Below are 19,607 nucleotides of genomic sequence, written 5' to 3' on the forward strand. Positions count from 1 at the left end.
ATGAGGATATATGATAAAATAAAGGCGATCAGAGAAAAAGGATGCGATTACTAGTGAAATTAATTATTGGTTTAGGAAATCCGGGAAAACCATATGAACATACACGCCACAATATAGGTTTTGATATAATTGATGAATTAGCCAATCGATGGAATGCGCCATTAAACCAAACTAAATTTAATGGTATGTATGCAACGGTTCATCGTCCTGAGGGAAAAGTCATTTTATTGAAGCCACTAACATATATGAATTTATCAGGAGAATGTGTTAGACCTCTAATGGATTATTTTGATATAGAAATTGAAGATATTATTGTTATTTATGATGATTTAGATCTGGAAACGGGTAAGTTAAGATTACGCGGCAAAGGAAGTGCTGGTGGACATAACGGGATTAAATCATTAATTCAGCACTTAGGGACACAGGAATTTAACCGAATCCGTGTCGGAGTAAGCCGCCCGCCGGCAGGTATGAAAGTTGCGGATTATGTATTGGCAAAGTTTTCAAAAGAGGATCAGCCCATCGTAAAAGAAGCTGTTGAAAAGAGCTGTGATGCTGTAGAAACAGCTTTGACAAAGCCGTTTTTAGAAGTGATGAACAAATTTAACGGCGCATAAATTAATCAAAAAATGGTTAGACTTTAATATACATAAGTGTTTAAAGGAGGCCATGGGAGATGCCTGTACGCTACCGCTGTAGACATTGTGAGGTAGAGATTGGTACTTTGCCTTTCGATGCAGAAGAAACGGTTCAAAAGCTTCACTTGTTTGAAATAGGTGAAATCGATGAATTCATTAAAAAAAATGAACGGGGAGAAACGACCGTTTACAGCATTTGTGAGCATTGTGAAGAATCATTGCGTCAGTTTCCCGATTACTATGCGTTAAAAAGATGGTTACAGTAGAGGAGTTGCTTTGGTCGCATAAAATGCGCCAAGGCTTTTTCCATTTCCGTTTTCATTTATCGAAAAAGAGAAGGGGGACTAGACGTGGATACGATACATCAAATATTTATAAAAGATAAACAGATTGATAATATGATAGAGCAAATTCGAAAAAATCAAGCAAACGATCACCTTATTACAGGGTTAACGGGAAGTGCAAGACCTGCGCTGATCCATACAATCTATCAAGAGACAAATAAATCGATTTATATTATGTCCTCAAACCTATTGCAGGCACAAAAATTAGTAGATGATCTGACTGCGTTAGTTGGTGATGGGCATGTCCATTATTACCCGGCCGAGGAATTTATCGCTGCAAATATGACGACTTCTTCCCATGAGCTGCGTGCACAGCGTATTGCAACTTTAGGGCGCTTAGTTAATCAGGAACGCGGAATCTATATTATTCCGGTAGCAGGAATGCGCAGTATGCTAAATGCGCCTCAAAAGTGGCTTGGATATGAACTTTCTACTTCTTTAGGTCAAGATGTCGACATCAATACTTGGCTAGATAAGCTTGTTGAAATGGGCTATACGAGAAGTGAAATGGTTACAACACCAGGTGAGTTTGCAATGCGCGGCGGAATTCTGGATATTTATCCGCCATATGCACAAGATCCGATCCGTATTGAATTATTTGATACGGAAGTGGATTCGATTCGTACGTTTTCTGCCGATAATCAGCGCTCGATTGAAAAGTTAAAGGAAATCAAAATTTTCCCTGCGACAGAGCTTCTTTTAACGAAAGAAGAGCGCATAAAACTTGCGGAACGCCTTGAAGCATCATTGGCAGTGAGTTTAAAAAAGGTCCGTAAACAGGAAACACAGGAATTGCTCATGCAAAACATTCAGCACGATATTGAGCTGCTGCGTCTTGGTCATCTACCGGATCATATTGCAAAATATGGCTCGTTATTATTTGATCAGCCGTATTTTTTAGGTGATTACTTCAATGAGGACGGCCTTGTCTTATTTGATGAACTAGGTCGTATTCAGGAAGTGATGGAAGCTTGGGAACGCGAAGAAAATGAATGGTTTATTTCATTGATTGAGGGGGGCAAAATGCTTCATGATGTAAAGCCCTCCCATTCATTAAAAGAAGTGCTTTCAATGCTGAAACAGCAGAAAATGTATTTCGCATTATTTACAAGAACATTTGCAGGTGTCTCTCTTAAAAAGACAATCAACATTTCCTGCAAGCCGATGCAGCAATTCCACGGACAAATTGCTTTACTGCAAAATGAAATTGAGCGTTGGACGCATGAAAAATTTGTCGTGTTATTTACGGCTAATTCAGATAGCCGGATAAAGGCCATGCAAAATTTACTGGATGACTACCATATTGCGTCAACAATCGGCTATGCCGATGCACCGGGCATTTATCTGGTCAATACGGCATTGTCTTCTGGCTTTGAGCTACCATTACAAAAAATAGCGGTTGTTACAGATGATGAACTCTTTAAACAACAGGCCAAGAAAAAATCACGACCACAGCAGATGACTAATGCTGAGCGTATTAAGTCTTATACAGAAATTAAATCAGGCGACTATGTTGTACACGTGCATCATGGAATCGGGAAATATATTGGCATCGAAACACTTGTTGTGAATGGTACACATCAAGATTATTTGCATGTACGTTACCGTGAGGACGATAAGTTATATGTACCTGTGGATCAAATTGAACTGATTCAACGTTACGTGCCTTCAGGCGAAAAGGAACCGAAACTTCATAAACTCGGTGGTACGGAATGGAAGAAAACACATAAGAAAGTTTCGAATGCGGTACAGGATATTGCGGACGATTTAATCAAACTTTATGCAAAGCGCGAAGCAGAAAAAGGTTATGCCTTTTCTCCGGATTCCGATGAGCAACGGGGCTTTGAGGCTGCTTTCCCGTACGAAGAAACAGAAGATCAGTTACGCACAATCGCCGAAGTGAAAAAAGATATGGAACGAGAACGTCCAATGGATCGCCTCGTTTGCGGGGATGTAGGATACGGAAAAACAGAAGTTGCAATTCGTGCTGCATTTAAGGCTATTTTAGACGGCAAACAGGTTGCCTTTTTAGTGCCGACTACTATCTTGGCGCAGCAGCACTATGAAACGATCTCGAAGCGTTTTGAAGACTATGCGATCAATGTAGGTCTGCTCAGTAGGTTCCGCTCCAAAAAGCAGCAAACAGAGACGTTAAAAGGTCTAAAAGAAGGAACAGTAGATATAGTGATCGGTACACACCGTATTTTATCGAAGGATGTAGTGTATCAAGACCTAGGATTGCTTATCGTCGATGAGGAGCAACGTTTCGGTGTTACGCATAAAGAAAAAATTAAGCAGCTTCGAACGAATGTCGATGTGCTGACATTAACGGCAACACCAATCCCGCGTACCCTTCATATGTCGATGGTTGGGGTGCGTGATTTATCGGTCATCGAAACACCGCCACAAAACCGTTTCCCTGTCCAAACGTATGTAATGGAGCATAACGGAGCACTTGTACGTGAAGCGATCGAGCGTGAAATGGCACGTGGTGGACAAGTATTTTATTTATATAATCGGGTAGAGGATATTACAAGAAGAGTTGAAGAAATTCAGATGCTTGTTCCGGATGCACGAGTCGCTTTTGCACATGGTAAAATGACGGAGGCGAAGCTGGAATCGGTTATTTTATCGTTTATTGAAGGTGAGTATGATGTGCTTGTCACGACAACGATTATTGAAACCGGTGTAGATATTCCAAATGTAAATACATTAATTGTTCATGATGCAGATCGTATGGGACTTTCTCAACTGTATCAGCTGCGGGGACGTGTAGGGCGTTCAAATCGAATTGCCTATGCATATTTCATGTATGAACGTGATAAAGTTCTTACTGAAGTCGCAGAGCAGCGTTTGCAGGCCGTAAAAGAATTTACGGAATTAGGTTCAGGTTTTAAAATTGCGATGCGGGATTTATCGATCCGTGGTGCCGGGAATTTACTTGGTGCTCAGCAGCATGGCTTTATCGACTCAATCGGTTTTGATTTGTATTCACAAATGCTGGAAGAAGCAGTGGAAGAACGTCGAACAGGTGTAAAGAGAGAAGAGAAGCAGGATGTCGAGATTATGCTGCATGTTGATGCGTATATTCCGGATGCGTATATTCCCGATGGCTACCAAAAAATCCAGATGTATAAACGAATTAAGGCGATGGAACACATCGAAGATTATTCGGAAATTATCGATGAACTGCAAGACCGCTTTGGAGATTTACCAGTTGAAACAGAGCGTCTGATGCGTGTGGCCCGTATGAAAGTTTGGGCTAAGGAAGCGAATGTGCTTTCAATAAAAGAAAAGCAGCAAGTTGTATCTATTATTCTTTCAGAAGAAGGAACAGCCAATACAAATGGTGCACAGATTGTCGAGCAGTCGATGGAGTTTGGTCGGGCGGTCGGTTTTGGAATGGAAGGAACACAGCTTGTAATAACAATAGATTACAACAAATGCGGAAATCACCTGCCATTTGATGTAGTAGAAAAAATGATGCAAATTATCGCATCTGCAAAAAAAGAATCATAAAAAAAGAGAGGAAATATTAAAAGTTTTGGGCTTTTAATATTTCCTCTCTTTTCGATTGCATACAACATATGAATTATAAGAAAGATTGTTGCACACTATAATGTACTCCGTTCGAATAATTTAAACGTTGGAGCAATTCTTCGCGGTTACTATGTTCTTCACGCTTTGCCAATAGCTGTTTCTCTCTTGTAGTGGAAGCAGAAACTAAATCGCGCTGACCATTTGGCTTTTCTAAATAACGTTTGAAAATGCCGTTTTCAAATTTTGAAATAACAGTAGAACGCTCTTTCGATAAATCCGGGTAATAAGCTAAATGAGTACCTGCATAATATTGATGCTGACGATATGCATCTGGTGTTGATGTAATACGATCGACTCTTACCATTACTGCACCTCCAAAAAGATTGTTTTATTTTGTCTATTGCCTCTTTCATAAAAACAAAACATAAAATGACCGAAAACGTTGTAATTTCCTATATCATGTTGAGGAAAAATAGGTACTTCATCATACATATACGAAATATTATTTTATCCTTTTCGAACAATGCATAGTTTCATGTATTTCTTTCCATACTAGGAGCATCATGCTGTGAATTGATGGAAAGTGAGGGAACATGAACGATGAAAGCAACAGGAATAGTTCGCCGCATCGATGATTTAGGTCGTGTTGTTATCCCAAAAGAAATCAGAAGAACACTTCGTATCCGTGAAGGGGATCCCCTTGAAATTTATACGGACCGCGAAGGAGAAGTGATTTTAAAAAAGTATTCGCCAATTAATGATTTAGGCGAATTTGCACAACAATATGCGGAATCATTATTTGAAACATTAGGTACTCCAACATTAATAAGTGACCGAGATGAAGTAATAGCCGTTGCAGGCGTTTCGAAAAAAGATTATGTGGCGAGACGTTTAACAGTTTTTGCGGAAGATATTATTAAAAACAGGTCACTTGTAAGTGAGAAGCTGGAGATGTCGATTGAACTTGTAGCAGGACAGTATGAACAAGTGAAATCATATTGCATCGTACCGATCGTTTCGAATGGAGATCCGATTGGTGCTATTTATTTAATATCACGGGCCCATTTTATCGGTGAAATTGAACAAAAAACTGCTGAAACAGCAGCCAATTTTTTAGCAAAGCAAATGGAAAACTAAAATCACTTTAAAACGTCCATATTAATGGGCGTTTTTTTAATTCCTCGAGTAAAATTAGCAAATGGTTTTCATGATATAATTAGTTTATTGTATGAAATAGAGGAAGGAAATAGAATGACTTCGCAAAGTTTTGGTATGAAAAATTATATGAAGGGCGCCCTTCTCCTGACAGTTGCGGCGCTATTAGTAAAAATATTAAGTGCAATTTACCGAGTACCCTATCAAAACTTAGTAGGTGACCAAGGATTTTATGTATATCAGCAAGTGTATCCGTTCATCTCGTTTTTTGTCGTATGGACATCAAGCGGATTTGCTGTTGCCATTTCCAAAATGCTCGCGGATATTGAAGGGCGTGGTGGTACATATGGAGAAAAACGATCTGTATCGCGCATCATCTTTTATTATTTAACAGCATTAGCTCTTATCTTCTTCTGTCTTTTATTCTTTGGTGCACAGCCATTAGCTAATTTGATGGAAGATCCCCAGCTTGCGGGGCTATTAAAAGTAGGCTCATTCATTACGTTATGTATGCCGCTGCTTGCTGTTTTAAAGGGTAATTTTCAATCGGAAAGTAAGATGCAGCCGGTTGCTTATGCGCAAGTGTTCGAACAAATGGTTCGGGTAGCGATTATATTAGTCGGAACAATTGTGTTGCTGCAATATACACAATCTGTTTACACAGCCGGGAAAATGGCGATGCTCGGTACAGTTGTAGGGGAAATAGCAGGGATTTTACTACTGCTTTACTTTTTGAAACGGCAGTATCAGCCAACTGGAGAAATAGCCAATGTAAAAGTCTGGCCAATCTTAAAAGAGGTCACATTATACAGTATCGCGATCAGTATGAGTGCACTGCTATTATTATGCTTCCAGCTTGTGGATTCCTTTACGATTTACAAAATGCTTGTCCATTCAGGGATGAATACGCTTGAAGCGATGGAAGTGAAGGGGATTTATGACCGCGGCCAACCGCTTGTGCAGCTCGGAATTGTAATTGCAACTTCTTTATCGCTGGCTATTGTACCGCTCGTTGCATTAAAGGCAAATCAGCCAAACGGTCGTGGTGCAAAGCCGTTTATTCAATTGACATTCCGGAGCTCCCTCATATTCGGAGTAGCTGCGGCACTCGGATTAATACTTGTTATGCCATATGTAAATCAAATGCTGTTTAAGACAGATGCCTATTCGAATGTGCTGAAGCTTTATTCGTTTCAGATTGTTCCATTATCGATAATTTTAACGTTTACAGCTATTTTACAAGGCTATAGTAAATTAAAAGGACCTGCCGTATTTTTAGGAATCGGAATCGTATTAAAATATATAGGGAACATTATTTTTATTCCGCGTTATGATGTGATGGGCGCGGCAATTGCGAGTAATATCGGGCTGATTTTTACAGCAGCTGCCCTTATCGTTTATTTAAAAAAACTGACGTCTATCAGCCTGGCGAATCGTACGTTTTATAAAAAACTGGCCATCGCCTGCCTCATTATGATAGTCGTTGTACAAGGCGCTGTTTACAGTTTAAACAGTCTGTTTACCGGCCTGTTTAGTCGTTTTGATGCACTCATTTACAGTGGGGTGCTCGTCATGCTTGGCGCAGGTGCTTTTATAACAGCAGTCGCAAAAATGCGAGTATTGACAGAAAAGGATTGGTTTTTAATCCCACTCGGCAGGAGAATGGCTGCATATCAACTAATGTTAAATCGAAAGAAGTAGGTGTATAACTTGAATCAATTAACCGTTATTGGCTTAGGAGCAGCCGATTTTGAACAAATGCAAATGGGTGTTTATAAAAAAATTAAAGCAGCCAAAAAAATATATGTCCGAACAGAGGACCATCCTGTCATTCAAGACTTAAAACTGGAAGGTATCGAGTTTACGAGCTTTGATGATGTGTATATTAAGCATGGTTCGTTCGGTCCTGTTTATGAAGAAATTGCACAGCGTCTTATTGAAGCCGTTTCACAGGAAGATGTTATGTATGCTGTGCCAGGACATCCGCTCGTAGCAGAGCAGACCGTCCAGCACTTAATTGAAGCGGACCAGAACGGGCAGATTAAGCTTGTAATTGAAGGCGGGCAAAGCTTTTTGGATCCGATTTTCGGCGCCTTAAAAATTGACCCGATTGAAGGGTTTCAGCTGTTGGACGGTACGAGCATGTCCATCCATGATATGAATATGCGTCAACACATTTTAATAGCCCAAGTCTATGATTCGTTCAGTGCGTCAGAAGTAAAGCTCACGCTAATGGAAAAATACCGTGATGATTACCCGGTAACAATTGTGACAGCAGCAGGTTCCTCACAGGAATCATTGCGTACTGTTCCGCTTTATGAGCTTGATCAAGCAGCAGAAATCAACAATTTAACGACTGTCTATGTACCGCCTGTTGAATCTGATGAGGAAGCATTGCGTGATTGGACAACATTCCGTCAAATCATAGCGACATTGCGAGGTCCAGATGGCTGTCCTTGGGATCAGAAGCAAACACATGAATCATTGAAAAAGTACTTATTGGAAGAAGCACATGAGTTTTTAGCAGCGGTTGATGCCGAAGATGATTTTGCTATGGTTGAAGAGCTCGGCGATGTCCTTTTACAGGTGTTTTTGCATGCGCAAATCGGGGAAGATAATGGTTATTTCACATTGGAAGAAGTGCTTGCATCGATTAGCGAAAAAATGATTCGCCGCCACCCGCATGTTTTTGGGGATGTGACTGCAGAAGATGCAGAAACGGTTGTAGCTAACTGGGAAGCAATTAAAAAGCAGGAAAAAGACAATGTAGATGGCGAACCACTATTAAAGAACGAATATAGTCCTTACTCATCGCTTCAAACATCGTACAATTACCAGAAAAAAGCAGCGACAGTAGGTTTTGATTGGCCGAATGCTGACGAAGCGTGGAAGAAGTTTACGGAGGAATGGCAAGAGTTCCAGGATGAAATAAAGCAAGGTAACGAATTAAGCCGTACCGATGAATTCGGGGATGTATTATTCACCCTTGTGAACATCGCACGATTTTATAAAATTTCACCGGAAGAAGCGATGCTACATGCCAATGAAAAATTTGCACGTCGCTTTCATTACGTTGAGCAAAGTGTAGCAAAGAGCGGCAAGGCATTCAGTGATTTTACATTAGAGCAGTTAGATTCATTTTGGAATGAAGCAAAACAAATAGAAAAAGGGGAGTAAATGGGATGCGCTTAGATAAGTTTTTAAAAGTTTCACGTTTAATTAAACGTCGTACATTAGCGAAGGAAGTGGCGGTGCAGGGCCGTATAACGATTAATGATAAAGTGGCAAAAGCCAGCAGTACTGTAAAAGTTGGCGATGAGCTGGCAATTCGTTTCGGTCAAAAAATTGTAACGGCACGTGTCGAAGAAATTCGTGAAAATGTGAAAAAAGAAGATGCTTTAAAAATGTTTACAATTATAAAAGAAGAGCGTTTAGAGAAAGTTGAACCAGAATTTATTGATGATGAAGATTAGGGCATGACCAACTTTTGAGTCATGCTTCCTTCCGTTGATGCATATAGTGTACAACTATAAGCTCAAAGGGGGACTTGCATTGACTATTCATCAAGAAAGCGCACGCTATACCATTTCGTCTGGGGATCACTTAGTAACGGTACGTAATCGTAAACGGATGGACATGACATCTGTTAAAAGTATCGAACGGTTCGATCAGGAAGAATTTTATGTGAATACATCACAGGGTCATTTATTGATTCGTGGTGAGGAACTGCGTATTGTTCATTTAGATGTGGACAAGGGATTACTGACGTTAGAAGGGGAAGTGAAGCAATTCCAATACGATGAAAGCGAGAGTGGCTTATCGAAAAGTTTCCTTCATAAATTGTTTGGATGATGATGAGTGCGCAGCTTATAAGCATTCTTGTCATGTTTATAAGCGGAGTTGCTGTAGGTGCAATAATCGATTGTATCCGAATTAATGTAAATCGTATCCCTTTAAAAAATATTCGACGTATTACATGGATTTTAGAATGGATTGTCTGGTTAATATTAGGGGTTACTACGTTTTATTTATTATTTTTAGTAAAAGGAGGGCAATGGCGGGTAGTTGATCCACTTGCCCAAATCGCCGGAATTGCAACATATGAATTGCTGTTCCAAAAAATTATCCGCTTTGTTGGAAGAGTATGTATAAATTTATTTGTGAAGCCGGTTTTTTTCATTGGACATGTAGTAGTTAAAATGGTCAAAGGTATTATAAAATTATTGGTAGGGATTGTATTATTTATCTGTCGTCCCTTTATTAAGTTTTTCAAGAAATATTTGTTAAAAAACTTTAAAACACAGCAGTGAACTCGTATAATGATTACAACTATTGATTGTGAGGGAGGAGACGGAAAATGGGAAGAAGAAATGTGCAAGAAGAGCTACATAACCAAAATGTCCAGTCGTTGAATAACGATTATGTCCGCTCAAATCCGCAAGCAAAAGCTCAAATAAAAGCAAAAATTGCAGTACGTCGTCGCAGAAGATTAGCAGTATTTTTCATTTTAGCAACTGTAGTAATAGCAGGATTAGTAAAAGCTAACATGGTCCAAAGTGAACGCCTCGCCGCAAAGGAAGAAACGAAAGCGGCGGTGGAAGAACGATTGGAAGAAGCGCTTCACAGACAAGAGCTACTAAATTTGCAGATTGCGAAGCTGGAAGATGATGAGTATATTGCGAAGCTGGCAAGAAAAGAATTTTTCCTTTCTGAAGAGGGCGAAATTATTTTTACAATACCGAATAAATCGGATAAAGAAAATAAAGACAAGCCTGAAGATGACAAAGAATAATTTTAACGCGATAATAAAAGAAAAAAATGTGACTTTAAAAAATAATAAAAAACCAGTAAGCATGGTAATTTCGTGATAAAAATTTTGGTATTAATTGCCTTTAGGTAGAGTGTCTTGTTGACACTCTTTTTATGTTAGCTATAATTAGAGAAGAAGCTATTGAACAAAAGTTTCATTATAATTGATAAATGGCTTTTCAATCGAAGAGTCTCTTAAAATTTAAGGAGGAGCATTTTTTTTATGTCAATTGAAGTAGGCAGCAAAGTACAAGGTAAGGTAACAGGAATCACAAATTTCGGTGCATTCGTTGAGCTTCCAGATGGGAAAACAGGTTTAGTTCACATTAGTGAAGTGGCAGATAACTACGTAAAAGATATTAACGAGCATCTTAAAGTAGGCGATGAAGTCGAAGTTAAAGTGATGAATGTTGAAGCGGATGGAAAGATTGGTCTTTCAATTCGTAAAGCAAAGCCTCAAGCTGAGCGACCAGAGCGTCCACAGCGTCCTCGTCGCGAAAACAACCGTTCTAACGATCGTAATGATCGTCAACCAAAAGAGAACTTTGAACAGAAGATGGCGCGTTTCTTAAAAGATAGCGATGAGCGTTTAACTACATTAAAGCGTGCAACTGAGTCTAAGCGCGGTGGCCGTGGAGCTCGCAGAGGATAATTTTGCTGGCTGTTTGAACGTAGAAAAAGTGTCAAATAGATGATAAAGCGATGGATTGTAAGTGTATATCTTACAATCCATCGCTTTTTTTCATTAATAAAATGTTGTGTTGGAGTGCAAAATCAGATTATTCTTTTTCAGTATTATGCCTTATGAGTACACGGATGAGGGTAATAAAACAAAAAATACCTCCGATTAATCCGATTGTAATCATAAGAATCTGCAATGCGAGCGGCAAATTTGTCAAGATGACGCCTCCAACGACTAGAAACATGCTAATACCGCAAAGAAAAGCTAAATATGTAAAGTTTTGGACCAAAGAAAACGCCTCCTCTTATAGTTACAAGTATAATGGATAAGGGAGAAAGTGTGTCAGGAATTTACAGAATAGAAAAAAGAACAAAATAAAAGCCGCCTAGGAACACTAAGTTCCTAAACAGCTTTTGAGATGACCCGTACGGGATTCGAACCCGTGTTACCGCCGTGAAAGGGCGGTGTCTTAACCACTTGACCAACGGGCCTATAAATGGTGGCGGCAGAGGGAGTCGAACCCACGACCTTTCGGGTATGAACCGAGTGCTCTAGCCAACTGAGCTACACCGCCAAATTTAACAACAGAACTAATAATACATTGCAGTCTATATAGTGTCAATACTATTTTTTAATTATTTCCTCTATCATAATATGCAGGAAATTACTGCGTATTATTTTTTGTAATTACTAATAAAAAAAGCGTAAAAACGCGCATATTACCGTAAAAAAACCGTCGAACAATTTTTTGGTGTCAATCCTACAAACAGACAAAATTCACTTTTTCAGCTTTATATAATAGCGTTAAAAAGAAAAGGTGATAGTAAAAATGGTGACATTAAATAATCAAAATGAGTTTCAAACACTAAACTTAGACTTATTCTTATATAAAGAAAAAACGAGAATAATAATAGCAAGTGTTATAGCGTTTGCAGCTTTCTGTTTTGCTCAGGCGGTATTCTTTGAAGCTGTTACTCCGTTGTTTTTACCTTTTTGGCTTGTTATTCGAACGAGATTTGCCTCATTTCAAAAGAGTGCTTTACTAGGGGGAATCCTCGGAACGCTCTTTATTGGGTTTGGACAGGCAGCCGTTGTGTTAGTGCAGTTACTCTTCATGGAATGTCTCGTCCGTTTTAAGTTTATAAAACTATCACCGTACTTTTTACTAGGAAGTACAATTATCGCTATTCAGCTAGCATGGCAAATGCTGCTTCATAGTGGTATGCCATCTGTCATGACATTATTTTATATCGTATATGAATGTCTTTTTGCAGTTTCGATTTTATTCTTTATGCGTATTTTGACATTTCCAAGTAAAGAAAACGGAACCATTGAATGGACAAGAGAAAAAATAACGGCAATTATTGTCGTTTTGGCCGGTATGCTAATCGGCATGGAAAGCTTGACTCTATTTTACTTTTCAATGTCACTGATTGTTCTTCATTTCCTCATCTGCCTTGTAGCCTATGCCTCGACAGTTGGAGCTACGGTTATTTTTTCATTATCTCTTGGCTTTTTTATAGGCTTAGCTAATTTATCATTCACAGGTATGATGATCCTATATGCATGTACAGGGCTGGTCGCCGCTTTTGTACAAAACCAGGGACGTTATGCCGTTGCGCTTTTTAGTTTTCTGCCGAGTATTTTTTTCTTCTTTTATGATGCAACATTACCGATCGATAGCGTTTATTTTATGTCGATGCTTACAGGCGCAATTATTTTCCTGCTTATGCCGAAAAATATACTTGAGTATTGCAAAATGTATTACAAACAAAATACGGTTAGTATAATCCAGGTGAACCGCAATGAAGTAGTGGAAGTGCAGCTCAAGCAATTTCAGCAATTTGTATCTTTTATGAAGGAGCTTGTGTTTGATCATTTTACACAAAATAAAACTAAAAGTAAGACAACTGCAGAACCGTTTCTAATTTGCTCCAGCTGTTTCAAATATGAAGAGTGCTGGGGGAGAAACGGGGAGATGGAAGGAATTATTGATTCTTGGCGGTTAGCGAAAAGAAGTACGAAACCAGTCAGCTGGATTCGGGTAGAAGAGCAGCTGAAAGGGAAATGCATTAAATCTTCTAAATTGCTGGAAGAACTAGAGTCGGCTTTACACAAAGAGCATATGGAGAGACAGTTCTATCATGGTAAAAAAATGATTGCCTTACAGCTTCGGGATTTAAGCAGCCACTTTGAAAAGCTGTTAAACAGCCAGCGATTAGAAATCGGCACATCGGAAATGGATGGGGAGATGCAGCAGTTTTTAAAGGAACATGATATTCATTGTTTGCATATTCAGTGGATAAAAAATGAAATAGGGAATCGAGAGTTCGTTTGTTATGTCGCAGATCATCGTGATGCACATGTCGTTATCCAGCAATTAGAACAGCAACTGTTTGAATTTTTGCATGAACCATTGAAAGGTGAACAGATTTACGAGCAGCACTCGCCAATTTTTTATCGCCAAATTAAGTTTACTTCAGCAATTCGTTATCAGTTGGAGTATGATATATATACGTATTCCCATGCAAACCATGCAATTTCCGGAGATTCTTACCGGGTATTTCCGATTCATCCAGGACTTATGGCGATCATGCTGTCGGATGGTATGGGGACGAATGTGAGAGCAAATCGTGAAAGTGAACGCTTAATTCAAATGATGCAGGATTGTCTTACGTACAACATGGATCCTGAAACAGCGATGCACACAATGCATTATGTCATGTCGCTTAAAAATGATTCGGACATGTATGCGACAATGGATTTTGCACTTGTCGATTTACAGTTCGGCCATTTATGGTGTTGGAAAGCGGGAGGCATGACGACATATGTATTAAGAGGGAATGATTTATTCAAAATAGAAAGTACAAGTGCTCCAATTGGCTTTTTGCCTAACTTCGCAATCGATACAGAAATGACACAATTATTGTCAGAGGACGTTATTTTAATGATTTCCGACGGGTTATTTTCACCATCTGCACAATGGGATGCACAGGAACAATTATTTATCCGGCTGATTCGTCAAGGGCTGGAAAATGGTGCTTCCATCCAAGTTGTACTATTTGATGTCATGACGCAATTCAAACAAAAATACCCGATTGCAGACGACTGCACTGTGATGTTATTCCGTTTGCAGCATGTCATAAAACCGTGGCAAGTATTCAGACCAGCAATCACACATTGAAATGTAATATGAGGTGAGTAAATGCACACTTTAGAGCATCAAGTTTTAGCGTATATAAAAGAGCAGCAGCTTATTAAAAGCGGAGATAAACTATTAATTGCTTGTTCAGGAGGCGTTGATTCAATGGCGCTTCTTTCTTTTTTTTATCATTTTCAGCACTATTTTAATATTGAGCTCGCCGTTGCGCATGTTGACCATATGCTTCGCGGCGAACAATCTGCTCAAGACCGCCAATTTGTTGAGCAGGCATGTGAAGACTGGGCTATTCCTTTTTATAGCTGTGCGATTCCGATTGCGGAAATCCAAAAAAAAGAAGGCGGAAACATGCAGGCTATTTGCCGGAAGGAACGCTATCATTTCTTTGAAACCGTCATGCATACACATAAGTTTACAAAATTAGTAACTGCCCATCATGCGGACGATCAGCTCGAATCAATGTTAATGGCCATGACGAAAGCGAGTTCACTAAACGGATTAAAAGGCATATTACCTTCCCGTAAATTTCAACAATTTACTGTAATTCGTCCTTTTTTGATGGTTACAAAAGACGAAATTGGGGAATATTTACATAGTAAAGGTCATTTGTACCGTGAAGATCCGAGCAATGCAAAGAATGATTATACCCGCAATCGTTTCCGTCACAATGTCGTACCAGTTTTAAAGGAAGAAAACCCCCTTGTTTCCCGACACGCAGTCCACATTGCCCAGCAGCTTTTAGAGGATGATACGTATTTAATGGAGCTTGCAGAAGAGCGTTTTTCAAAGCTTTTTCTGAAAGTTGATAAAAATTGTTATAAAGTCAAGGTTTCGGAATTACAAAAAGAGCCACTTGCTTTACAAAGAAGGCTCATTTTAATACTATTAAGTTATCTTTATAACGATTCAAATACGATTCAAAGCTACGCACTTTGCACGACGATTTTGACGTTATTCTCAATGTCGGATGGAAGTCGTGCACTTGATTTACCGGAGAATTTTATTGCGCGTCAACAATACGATGAAGTTGTATTTGAATATAAGCAGCAAAACTTGCGAACATCAAATCAACAAATCGCTTTGAATGAGTGGTGTGTGCTTGGAACGATGCGCATATATATTGGGGAACTTGCACAATGTGATGAGGACTTACTTCAAAAGTATCCGCATCACTTTTTCGCCGCATCATCTGTTTCGTTTCCTTTATTCGTAAGGGCTCCCAAACAAGGGGATCGTATTTTGCTACAAGGTATGCAGCATCAGAAAAAAGTATCTCGCATTTTTATTGATGACAAGATTCCTTTCACCAAAAGAGCTAGTTGGCCGTTGTTAGTCGATGCTAATGATGACCTTTTAGCGATAGTAGCTGTACGCGTTAACAATAAATTTTCTAATGTAAAGTCGGCGGAGCATGAAATGGTGCTTCTTGTCGATAGCAATGAACGTCTTTAGAAAGTTTGAAAAATAAAAGGAGGAATCTACTCATGATTCAAAATGACATCGAAAAAATAATGATTACAGAAGAACAAATCCAGGAACGTATTAAAGAGCTTGGCGCTCAACTGACAGAGGAATATAAAGAAATGTTCCCATTAGCTGTCGGAGTGTTAAAAGGTGCAATGCCATTTATGACGGATCTGATGAAACGTTTCGATTCATATGTGGAACTGGACTTTATGGATGTTACTTCATATGGAAATGCAACTGTTTCATCTGGGGAAGTAAAAATACTTAAAGACTTAAATACAAGTGTGGAAGGTCGCGATGTCATTATTATTGAAGACATTATCGACAGTGGTTTAACATTAAGCTATTTGGTGGATTTATTTAAATACCGTAAAGCTAAATCGATTAAAATCGTAACATTACTGGATAAGCCATCTGGCCGTAAAGTGGAATTGAATGCAGATGTTGTAGGCTTCGAAGTACCGGACGGTTTTGTTGTGGGCTACGGATTAGATTATGCAGAGAAATATCGTAACTTACCTTACATCGGAATTTTAAAACGCGAAGTATACTCATTTTAATATTTCCTAGACTGTACAAACCTTCAATTTTGAGGTAAGCATTTAGGCATAAGCAGTAATTGAGCGGATTTTGTCATAATTCGTTTCAACGTTTAAAATGTGTGGTGCTTTTTATTGTATGAAAATTTCAACGTATGTTAAGATTTTACTTATAGTTTTTCTGTAACGTTGTGAGGAGGCTGGGGATGAATCGAATATTTCGATACACCATATTTTATTTACTAATATTTCTCGTGATTATCGGGATTTTTGGAACATTTAATGGTGGAAAAAAGACAACTGAAAACCTTGATTACTATGCGTTTTTTGAGGCTTTAGAGAGCAATGAGATTGCTTCTATGGATATACAGCCTGAAAGAGGCGTGTATAAAATTGTAGGTCAGATGAAAGGCGCTGAAGAGGGCGAAACTTTCACAGTAAACGTTTTACAAAATGACCAAACTACTGTAGACCGTATTCTGCAAATTGAAGAACAAGTTGCAAACGGTGAATATCCAGGAGTGGAAATTTTAGAACAACCACAAACAAGTGGGTTCGTAACATTCCTTACGAGCATCATTCCATTTGTCATCATTATTATTTTATTCTTCTTCTTACTAAGCCAATCGCAAGGTGGCGGTAATAAGGTGATGAACTTCGGGAAGTCAAAAGCTAAGCTATTTGATGACACGAAGAAAAAAGTTCGTTTCAATGACGTGGCAGGTGCCGACGAAGAGAAACAAGAACTTGTTGAAGTAGTAGATTTCTTAAAAGATCACCGTAAATTCACTGATATCGGTGCACGTATTCCGAAGGGGATTCTATTAGTAGGTCCTCCAGGTACAGGTAAAACATTACTTGCACGTGCTGTTGCCGGTGAAGCGGGCGTACCATTCTTCTCGATTTCAGGTTCTGATTTCGTAGAGATGTTTGTCGGTGTCGGTGCATCTCGTGTTCGTGACTTATTTGAAAACGCTAAGAAAAATGCCCCATGTATCATTTTCATCGATGAGATTGATGCGGTAGGTCGTCAACGTGGTGCGGGTCTTGGTGGTGGTCACGATGAGCGTGAACAAACATTAAACCAATTACTAGTTGAAATGGATGGTTTCGGTGCAAACGAAGGTATTATTATCATCGCTGCAACAAACCGCCCTGACATTCTAGATAAAGCATTATTACGTCCTGGTCGTTTCGACCGTCAAATTACGGTTGGTCACCCAGACGTAAAAGGCCGTGAAGCAATCCTTAAAGTACATGCTCGCAATAAGCCATTATCAGATACAGTTGATTTAGCTGCTGTTGCACAACGTACACCAGGATTCTCAGGTGCAGATTTAGAAAACTTGTTAAACGAAGCAGCTTTAGTTGCAGCTCGTAAAAACAAAAAATCAATAAACATGGCTGATATTGATGAAGCATCTGACCGCGTAATTGCCGGTCCTGCAAAAGCAAGCCGTGTGTATTCTCCAAAAGAGAAAAAGCTTGTTGCATTCCATGAAGCCGGTCACGTAGTTGTCGGTCTTGAATTGGATGAAGCTGATACTGTTCATAAAGTAACGATTGTCCCTCGTGGTCAAGCAGGTGGTTATGCCATCATGTTACCGAAAGAAGAGCGTTTCTTCACAACGAAGCAAGAGTTACTAGACCGTATCGCCGGATTACTAGGCGGACGTGTTGCGGAAGAAATTGTACTTGGTGAAGTATCTACTGGTGCACATAATGACTTCCAGAAAGTAACGAGCATTGCGCGTGCAATGGTTACAGAATACGGAATGAGCAATAGTCTTGGTGCTGTTCAATACGGTTCAAACCAAGGCGGTAATCCATTCCTAGGTCGTGACTTCGGTTCAGATCAAAACTACTCTGATACTGTAGCATATGAAATCGATAAAGAAGTTCAGCGTATCGTTGATGAGCAATATGCTCGTACGAAACGTATTTTAACAGAGCGTCGTGACTTACTAGATTTAATCGCAAATACGTTAATTGATAAAGAAACGTTAAATGCACAGCAAATCGAACATTTACGCGACCACGGTATATTACCTCCTGAAGAGGCGGTAGTAGAATCGGAGCTTCAACAAAAAGATCAAAAAGAAGCAACACCAACAATTGAAACGGCTGGTAATGCATCGATTAATGAAGATGTTCAAGGTGAAAAGAAATCACCAACAGTTGAAGATCTACCGAAAGACGTGTCAGATGATCGCCCGCAAGGCATCGATGAAGACCGTCCAAAATAATACAACACAACTGACTATTTCCTGGGAAAAGGAGATAGTCAGTTTTTTCTTCTTAAAATCTTGCCTTTAAATAAACGCGATTTGGTGAGCTGGTTGAAAAGGAGGGTGGTAGACTCTAGCGGAAAGCCTTTACCCCTATGGAGATCAACAGGTTTTAGTTGAAAGGGAATGATTGCCGACTAAAAATACTGAATACTGTATAGTAGATGGCCAAATATGGTATGATTTTTTTCAGTATAAGAAAAGTAGGTGCCACTTGTGATTTTAGTAATGAATGCGGGTAACTCCAATATCATTTTAGGTATTTATGATCAAGATAAACTTATCCATCATTGGCGGACAGAGACAAATATACGAAAAACTGAAGATGAATATGCGATGCAATTTAAGGCGTTTTTTTCTCATGAAGGCATTTCATTTGAACAAGTAAAAGGGATTATTATATCCTCAGTTGTGCCACCTATTATGTTTGCACTTGAATTAATGTGTAAAAAGTATTTCAATATCCAGCCTTTGATTGTGGGACCCGGTGTAAAAACAGGCTTGAATATAAAGTATGAAAATCCGCGTGAAGTAGGCGCAGACCGTATTGTAAATGCGGTTGCCGCTTTACAGCAATATAGTGGGAGACCACTGATTATTATCGATTTTGGTACAGCGATTACGTATTGCTTTATTAATGAACGAGGCGATTATTTAGGGGGCGCCATTGCACCCGGTATTGCCATATCAACAGAGGCGCTCTATACACGTGCAGCAAAGCTACCTCGAATTGAAATTGCCCATACATCGCAAGTTGTGGCAAAGAATACGGTAGCTGCTATGCAGGCAGGGGTTTTTTACGGGTTTTTAGGACAAGTAGAAGGCATCGTCAGTCGTATGAAAGCGCAAAGTAAAGAAGAGCCCCTCGTAATTGCAACTGGGGGACTAGCAAAATTGATTGCGAATGAAACCCAGATGATTGATGTCGTCGATCCGTTTTTGACGCTCAAGGGACTAGCAACGATTTATAAAAGAAATCAATAGA

At 39.3% G+C, this 19,607-nt stretch carries 18 protein-coding genes and 2 tRNA genes; 16 read left to right on the forward strand and 4 right to left on the reverse strand.

Annotation, left to right across the window (positions count from 1 at the left end; all coding sequences use genetic code 11):
- The first annotated feature begins 53 nt into the window (after nt 1–53).
- The 3 genes from pth (at nt 54) to mfd (ending at nt 4,501) form a co-directional block, all read left to right on the forward strand.
- A complete protein-coding gene (pth, locus tag MHB58_RS00440; protein ID WP_340734495.1) occupies nt 54–617 on the forward strand; it encodes an aminoacyl-tRNA hydrolase in 564 nt (187 codons plus the stop codon).
- A 59-nt stretch (nt 618–676) separates the two neighbouring features.
- Entirely contained in the window at nt 677–904 is a 228-nt protein-coding gene (locus MHB58_RS00445; RefSeq protein WP_008408283.1) for an anti-sigma-F factor Fin family protein, read from the forward strand.
- Nucleotides 905–988: 84 nt separating this feature from the next.
- Nucleotides 989–4,501, forward strand: a complete 3,513-nt coding sequence (mfd, locus tag MHB58_RS00450; RefSeq protein ID WP_340734496.1) for a transcription-repair coupling factor — start codon at nt 989–991, stop codon at nt 4,499–4,501.
- A 73-nt stretch (nt 4,502–4,574) separates the two neighbouring features.
- On the opposite strand, the gene MHB58_RS00455 is transcribed toward mfd, so the two are convergent.
- Nucleotides 4,575–4,886 (reverse strand): hypothetical protein, encoded by a 312-nt coding sequence (locus tag MHB58_RS00455; RefSeq protein ID WP_014822295.1) that lies wholly within the window; start codon nt 4,884–4,886, stop codon nt 4,575–4,577.
- Nucleotides 4,887–5,122: 236 nt separating this feature from the next.
- Here MHB58_RS00455 and spoVT point away from each other — a divergent pair, with 236 nt between their 5' ends.
- The 8 genes from spoVT to MHB58_RS00495 all read left to right on the forward strand — a co-directional run bounded on the left by spoVT (nt 5,123) and on the right by MHB58_RS00495 (nt 11,138).
- Nucleotides 5,123–5,659: a stage V sporulation protein T gene (gene spoVT / locus MHB58_RS00460; RefSeq protein ID WP_014822294.1), complete on the forward strand. Its 537-nt coding sequence runs from the start codon at nt 5,123–5,125 to the stop codon at nt 5,657–5,659.
- A 114-nt stretch (nt 5,660–5,773) separates the two neighbouring features.
- Nucleotides 5,774–7,378, forward strand: a complete 1,605-nt coding sequence (locus MHB58_RS00465; RefSeq protein ID WP_340734497.1) for a putative polysaccharide biosynthesis protein — start codon at nt 5,774–5,776, stop codon at nt 7,376–7,378.
- Between the two features lie 9 nt (nt 7,379–7,387).
- Complete coding sequence (mazG, locus tag MHB58_RS00470) at nt 7,388–8,854, forward strand: nucleoside triphosphate pyrophosphohydrolase (RefSeq protein WP_340734498.1); 1,467 nt, start codon at nt 7,388–7,390, stop codon at nt 8,852–8,854.
- Nucleotides 8,855–8,859: 5 nt separating this feature from the next.
- Nucleotides 8,860–9,150 carry an RNA-binding S4 domain-containing protein gene (locus MHB58_RS00475; RefSeq protein ID WP_014822291.1) on the forward strand — a complete coding sequence of 97 codons (291 nt, stop codon included), beginning with the start codon at nt 8,860–8,862 and terminating at the stop codon, nt 9,148–9,150.
- A 37-nt stretch (nt 9,151–9,187) separates the two neighbouring features.
- On the forward strand, nt 9,188–9,529 hold the full coding sequence (gene yabP, locus MHB58_RS00480; protein ID WP_051032350.1) for a sporulation protein YabP: 342 nt from the start codon (nt 9,188–9,190) through the stop codon (nt 9,527–9,529).
- A 2-nt stretch (nt 9,530–9,531) separates the two neighbouring features.
- Entirely contained in the window at nt 9,532–9,987 is a 456-nt protein-coding gene (gene yabQ, locus MHB58_RS00485; RefSeq protein WP_340734499.1) for a spore cortex biosynthesis protein YabQ, read from the forward strand.
- Nucleotides 9,988–10,034: 47 nt separating this feature from the next.
- Nucleotides 10,035–10,469 (forward strand): FtsB family cell division protein, encoded by a 435-nt coding sequence (locus tag MHB58_RS00490; RefSeq protein ID WP_008408267.1) that lies wholly within the window; start codon nt 10,035–10,037, stop codon nt 10,467–10,469.
- A gap of 240 nt (nt 10,470–10,709) precedes the next feature.
- Complete coding sequence (locus MHB58_RS00495) at nt 10,710–11,138, forward strand: S1 domain-containing RNA-binding protein (protein WP_008408265.1); 429 nt, start codon at nt 10,710–10,712, stop codon at nt 11,136–11,138.
- A gap of 127 nt (nt 11,139–11,265) precedes the next feature.
- Here the strand turns inward: MHB58_RS00495 and MHB58_RS00500 are convergent, their stop codons facing one another.
- The 3 genes from MHB58_RS00500 to MHB58_RS00510 all read right to left on the reverse strand — a co-directional run bounded on the left by MHB58_RS00500 (nt 11,266) and on the right by MHB58_RS00510 (nt 11,742).
- Nucleotides 11,266–11,457, reverse strand: a complete 192-nt coding sequence (locus MHB58_RS00500; protein WP_340734500.1) for a sodium:potassium antiporter — start codon at nt 11,455–11,457, stop codon at nt 11,266–11,268.
- 130 nt (nt 11,458–11,587) lie between these two features.
- Nucleotides 11,588–11,659: transfer RNA gene (locus MHB58_RS00505), tRNA-Glu, on the reverse strand.
- A gap of 6 nt (nt 11,660–11,665) precedes the next feature.
- Nucleotides 11,666–11,742 (reverse strand) — tRNA-Met (locus tag MHB58_RS00510).
- A 255-nt stretch (nt 11,743–11,997) separates the two neighbouring features.
- On the opposite strand from MHB58_RS00510, the gene MHB58_RS00515 reads away from it, so the two are divergent.
- The 5 genes from MHB58_RS00515 to MHB58_RS00535 all read left to right on the forward strand — a co-directional run bounded on the left by MHB58_RS00515 (nt 11,998) and on the right by MHB58_RS00535 (nt 19,606).
- Nucleotides 11,998–14,352 carry a SpoIIE family protein phosphatase gene (locus MHB58_RS00515; RefSeq protein ID WP_014822290.1) on the forward strand — a complete coding sequence of 785 codons (2,355 nt, stop codon included), beginning with the start codon at nt 11,998–12,000 and terminating at the stop codon, nt 14,350–14,352.
- A gap of 21 nt (nt 14,353–14,373) precedes the next feature.
- Entirely contained in the window at nt 14,374–15,780 is a 1,407-nt protein-coding gene (gene tilS, locus MHB58_RS00520) for a tRNA lysidine(34) synthetase TilS (protein WP_014822289.1), read from the forward strand.
- A 32-nt stretch (nt 15,781–15,812) separates the two neighbouring features.
- A complete protein-coding gene (gene hpt, locus MHB58_RS00525) occupies nt 15,813–16,355 on the forward strand; it encodes a hypoxanthine phosphoribosyltransferase (RefSeq protein ID WP_008408259.1) in 543 nt (180 codons plus the stop codon).
- A 185-nt stretch (nt 16,356–16,540) separates the two neighbouring features.
- Nucleotides 16,541–18,580, forward strand: coding sequence for an ATP-dependent zinc metalloprotease FtsH (gene ftsH / locus MHB58_RS00530; RefSeq protein ID WP_008408256.1), 2,040 nt, complete (start codon nt 16,541–16,543; stop codon nt 18,578–18,580).
- A 258-nt stretch (nt 18,581–18,838) separates the two neighbouring features.
- Nucleotides 18,839–19,606: a type III pantothenate kinase gene (locus MHB58_RS00535; RefSeq protein ID WP_008408254.1), complete on the forward strand. Its 768-nt coding sequence runs from the start codon at nt 18,839–18,841 to the stop codon at nt 19,604–19,606.
- Nucleotide 19,607: the final 1 nt, after the last annotated feature.

The organism is Solibacillus sp. FSL K6-1554, from assembly GCF_038005185.1.
GTDB classification, from domain to species: Bacteria; Bacillota; Bacilli; order Bacillales_A; family Planococcaceae; genus Solibacillus; species Solibacillus silvestris.

Bases quoted from the DNA above. Each gene is read 5' to 3' on its own strand.
- yabP (WP_051032350.1), top strand. From the start codon at position 9,188: ATGCATATAGTGTACAACTATAAGCTCAAAGGGGGACTTGCATTGACT.
- MHB58_RS00465 (WP_340734497.1), top strand. From the start codon at position 5,774: ATGACTTCGCAAAGTTTTGGTATGAAAAATTATATGAAGGGCGCCCTT.
- MHB58_RS00455 (WP_014822295.1), bottom strand. From the start codon at position 4,886: ATGGTAAGAGTCGATCGTATTACATCAACACCAGATGCATATCGTCAG.
- ftsH (WP_008408256.1), top strand. From the start codon at position 16,541: ATGAATCGAATATTTCGATACACCATATTTTATTTACTAATATTTCTC.
- tilS (WP_014822289.1), top strand. From the start codon at position 14,374: ATGCACACTTTAGAGCATCAAGTTTTAGCGTATATAAAAGAGCAGCAG.
- MHB58_RS00495 (WP_008408265.1), top strand. From the start codon at position 10,710: ATGTCAATTGAAGTAGGCAGCAAAGTACAAGGTAAGGTAACAGGAATC.
- MHB58_RS00445 (WP_008408283.1), top strand. From the start codon at position 677: ATGCCTGTACGCTACCGCTGTAGACATTGTGAGGTAGAGATTGGTACT.
- MHB58_RS00490 (WP_008408267.1), top strand. From the start codon at position 10,035: ATGGGAAGAAGAAATGTGCAAGAAGAGCTACATAACCAAAATGTCCAG.
- MHB58_RS00515 (WP_014822290.1), top strand. From the start codon at position 11,998: ATGGTGACATTAAATAATCAAAATGAGTTTCAAACACTAAACTTAGAC.
- yabQ (WP_340734499.1), top strand. From the start codon at position 9,532: ATGAGTGCGCAGCTTATAAGCATTCTTGTCATGTTTATAAGCGGAGTT.
- hpt (WP_008408259.1), top strand. From the start codon at position 15,813: ATGATTCAAAATGACATCGAAAAAATAATGATTACAGAAGAACAAATC.
- spoVT (WP_014822294.1), top strand. From the start codon at position 5,123: ATGAAAGCAACAGGAATAGTTCGCCGCATCGATGATTTAGGTCGTGTT.
- MHB58_RS00475 (WP_014822291.1), top strand. From the start codon at position 8,860: ATGCGCTTAGATAAGTTTTTAAAAGTTTCACGTTTAATTAAACGTCGT.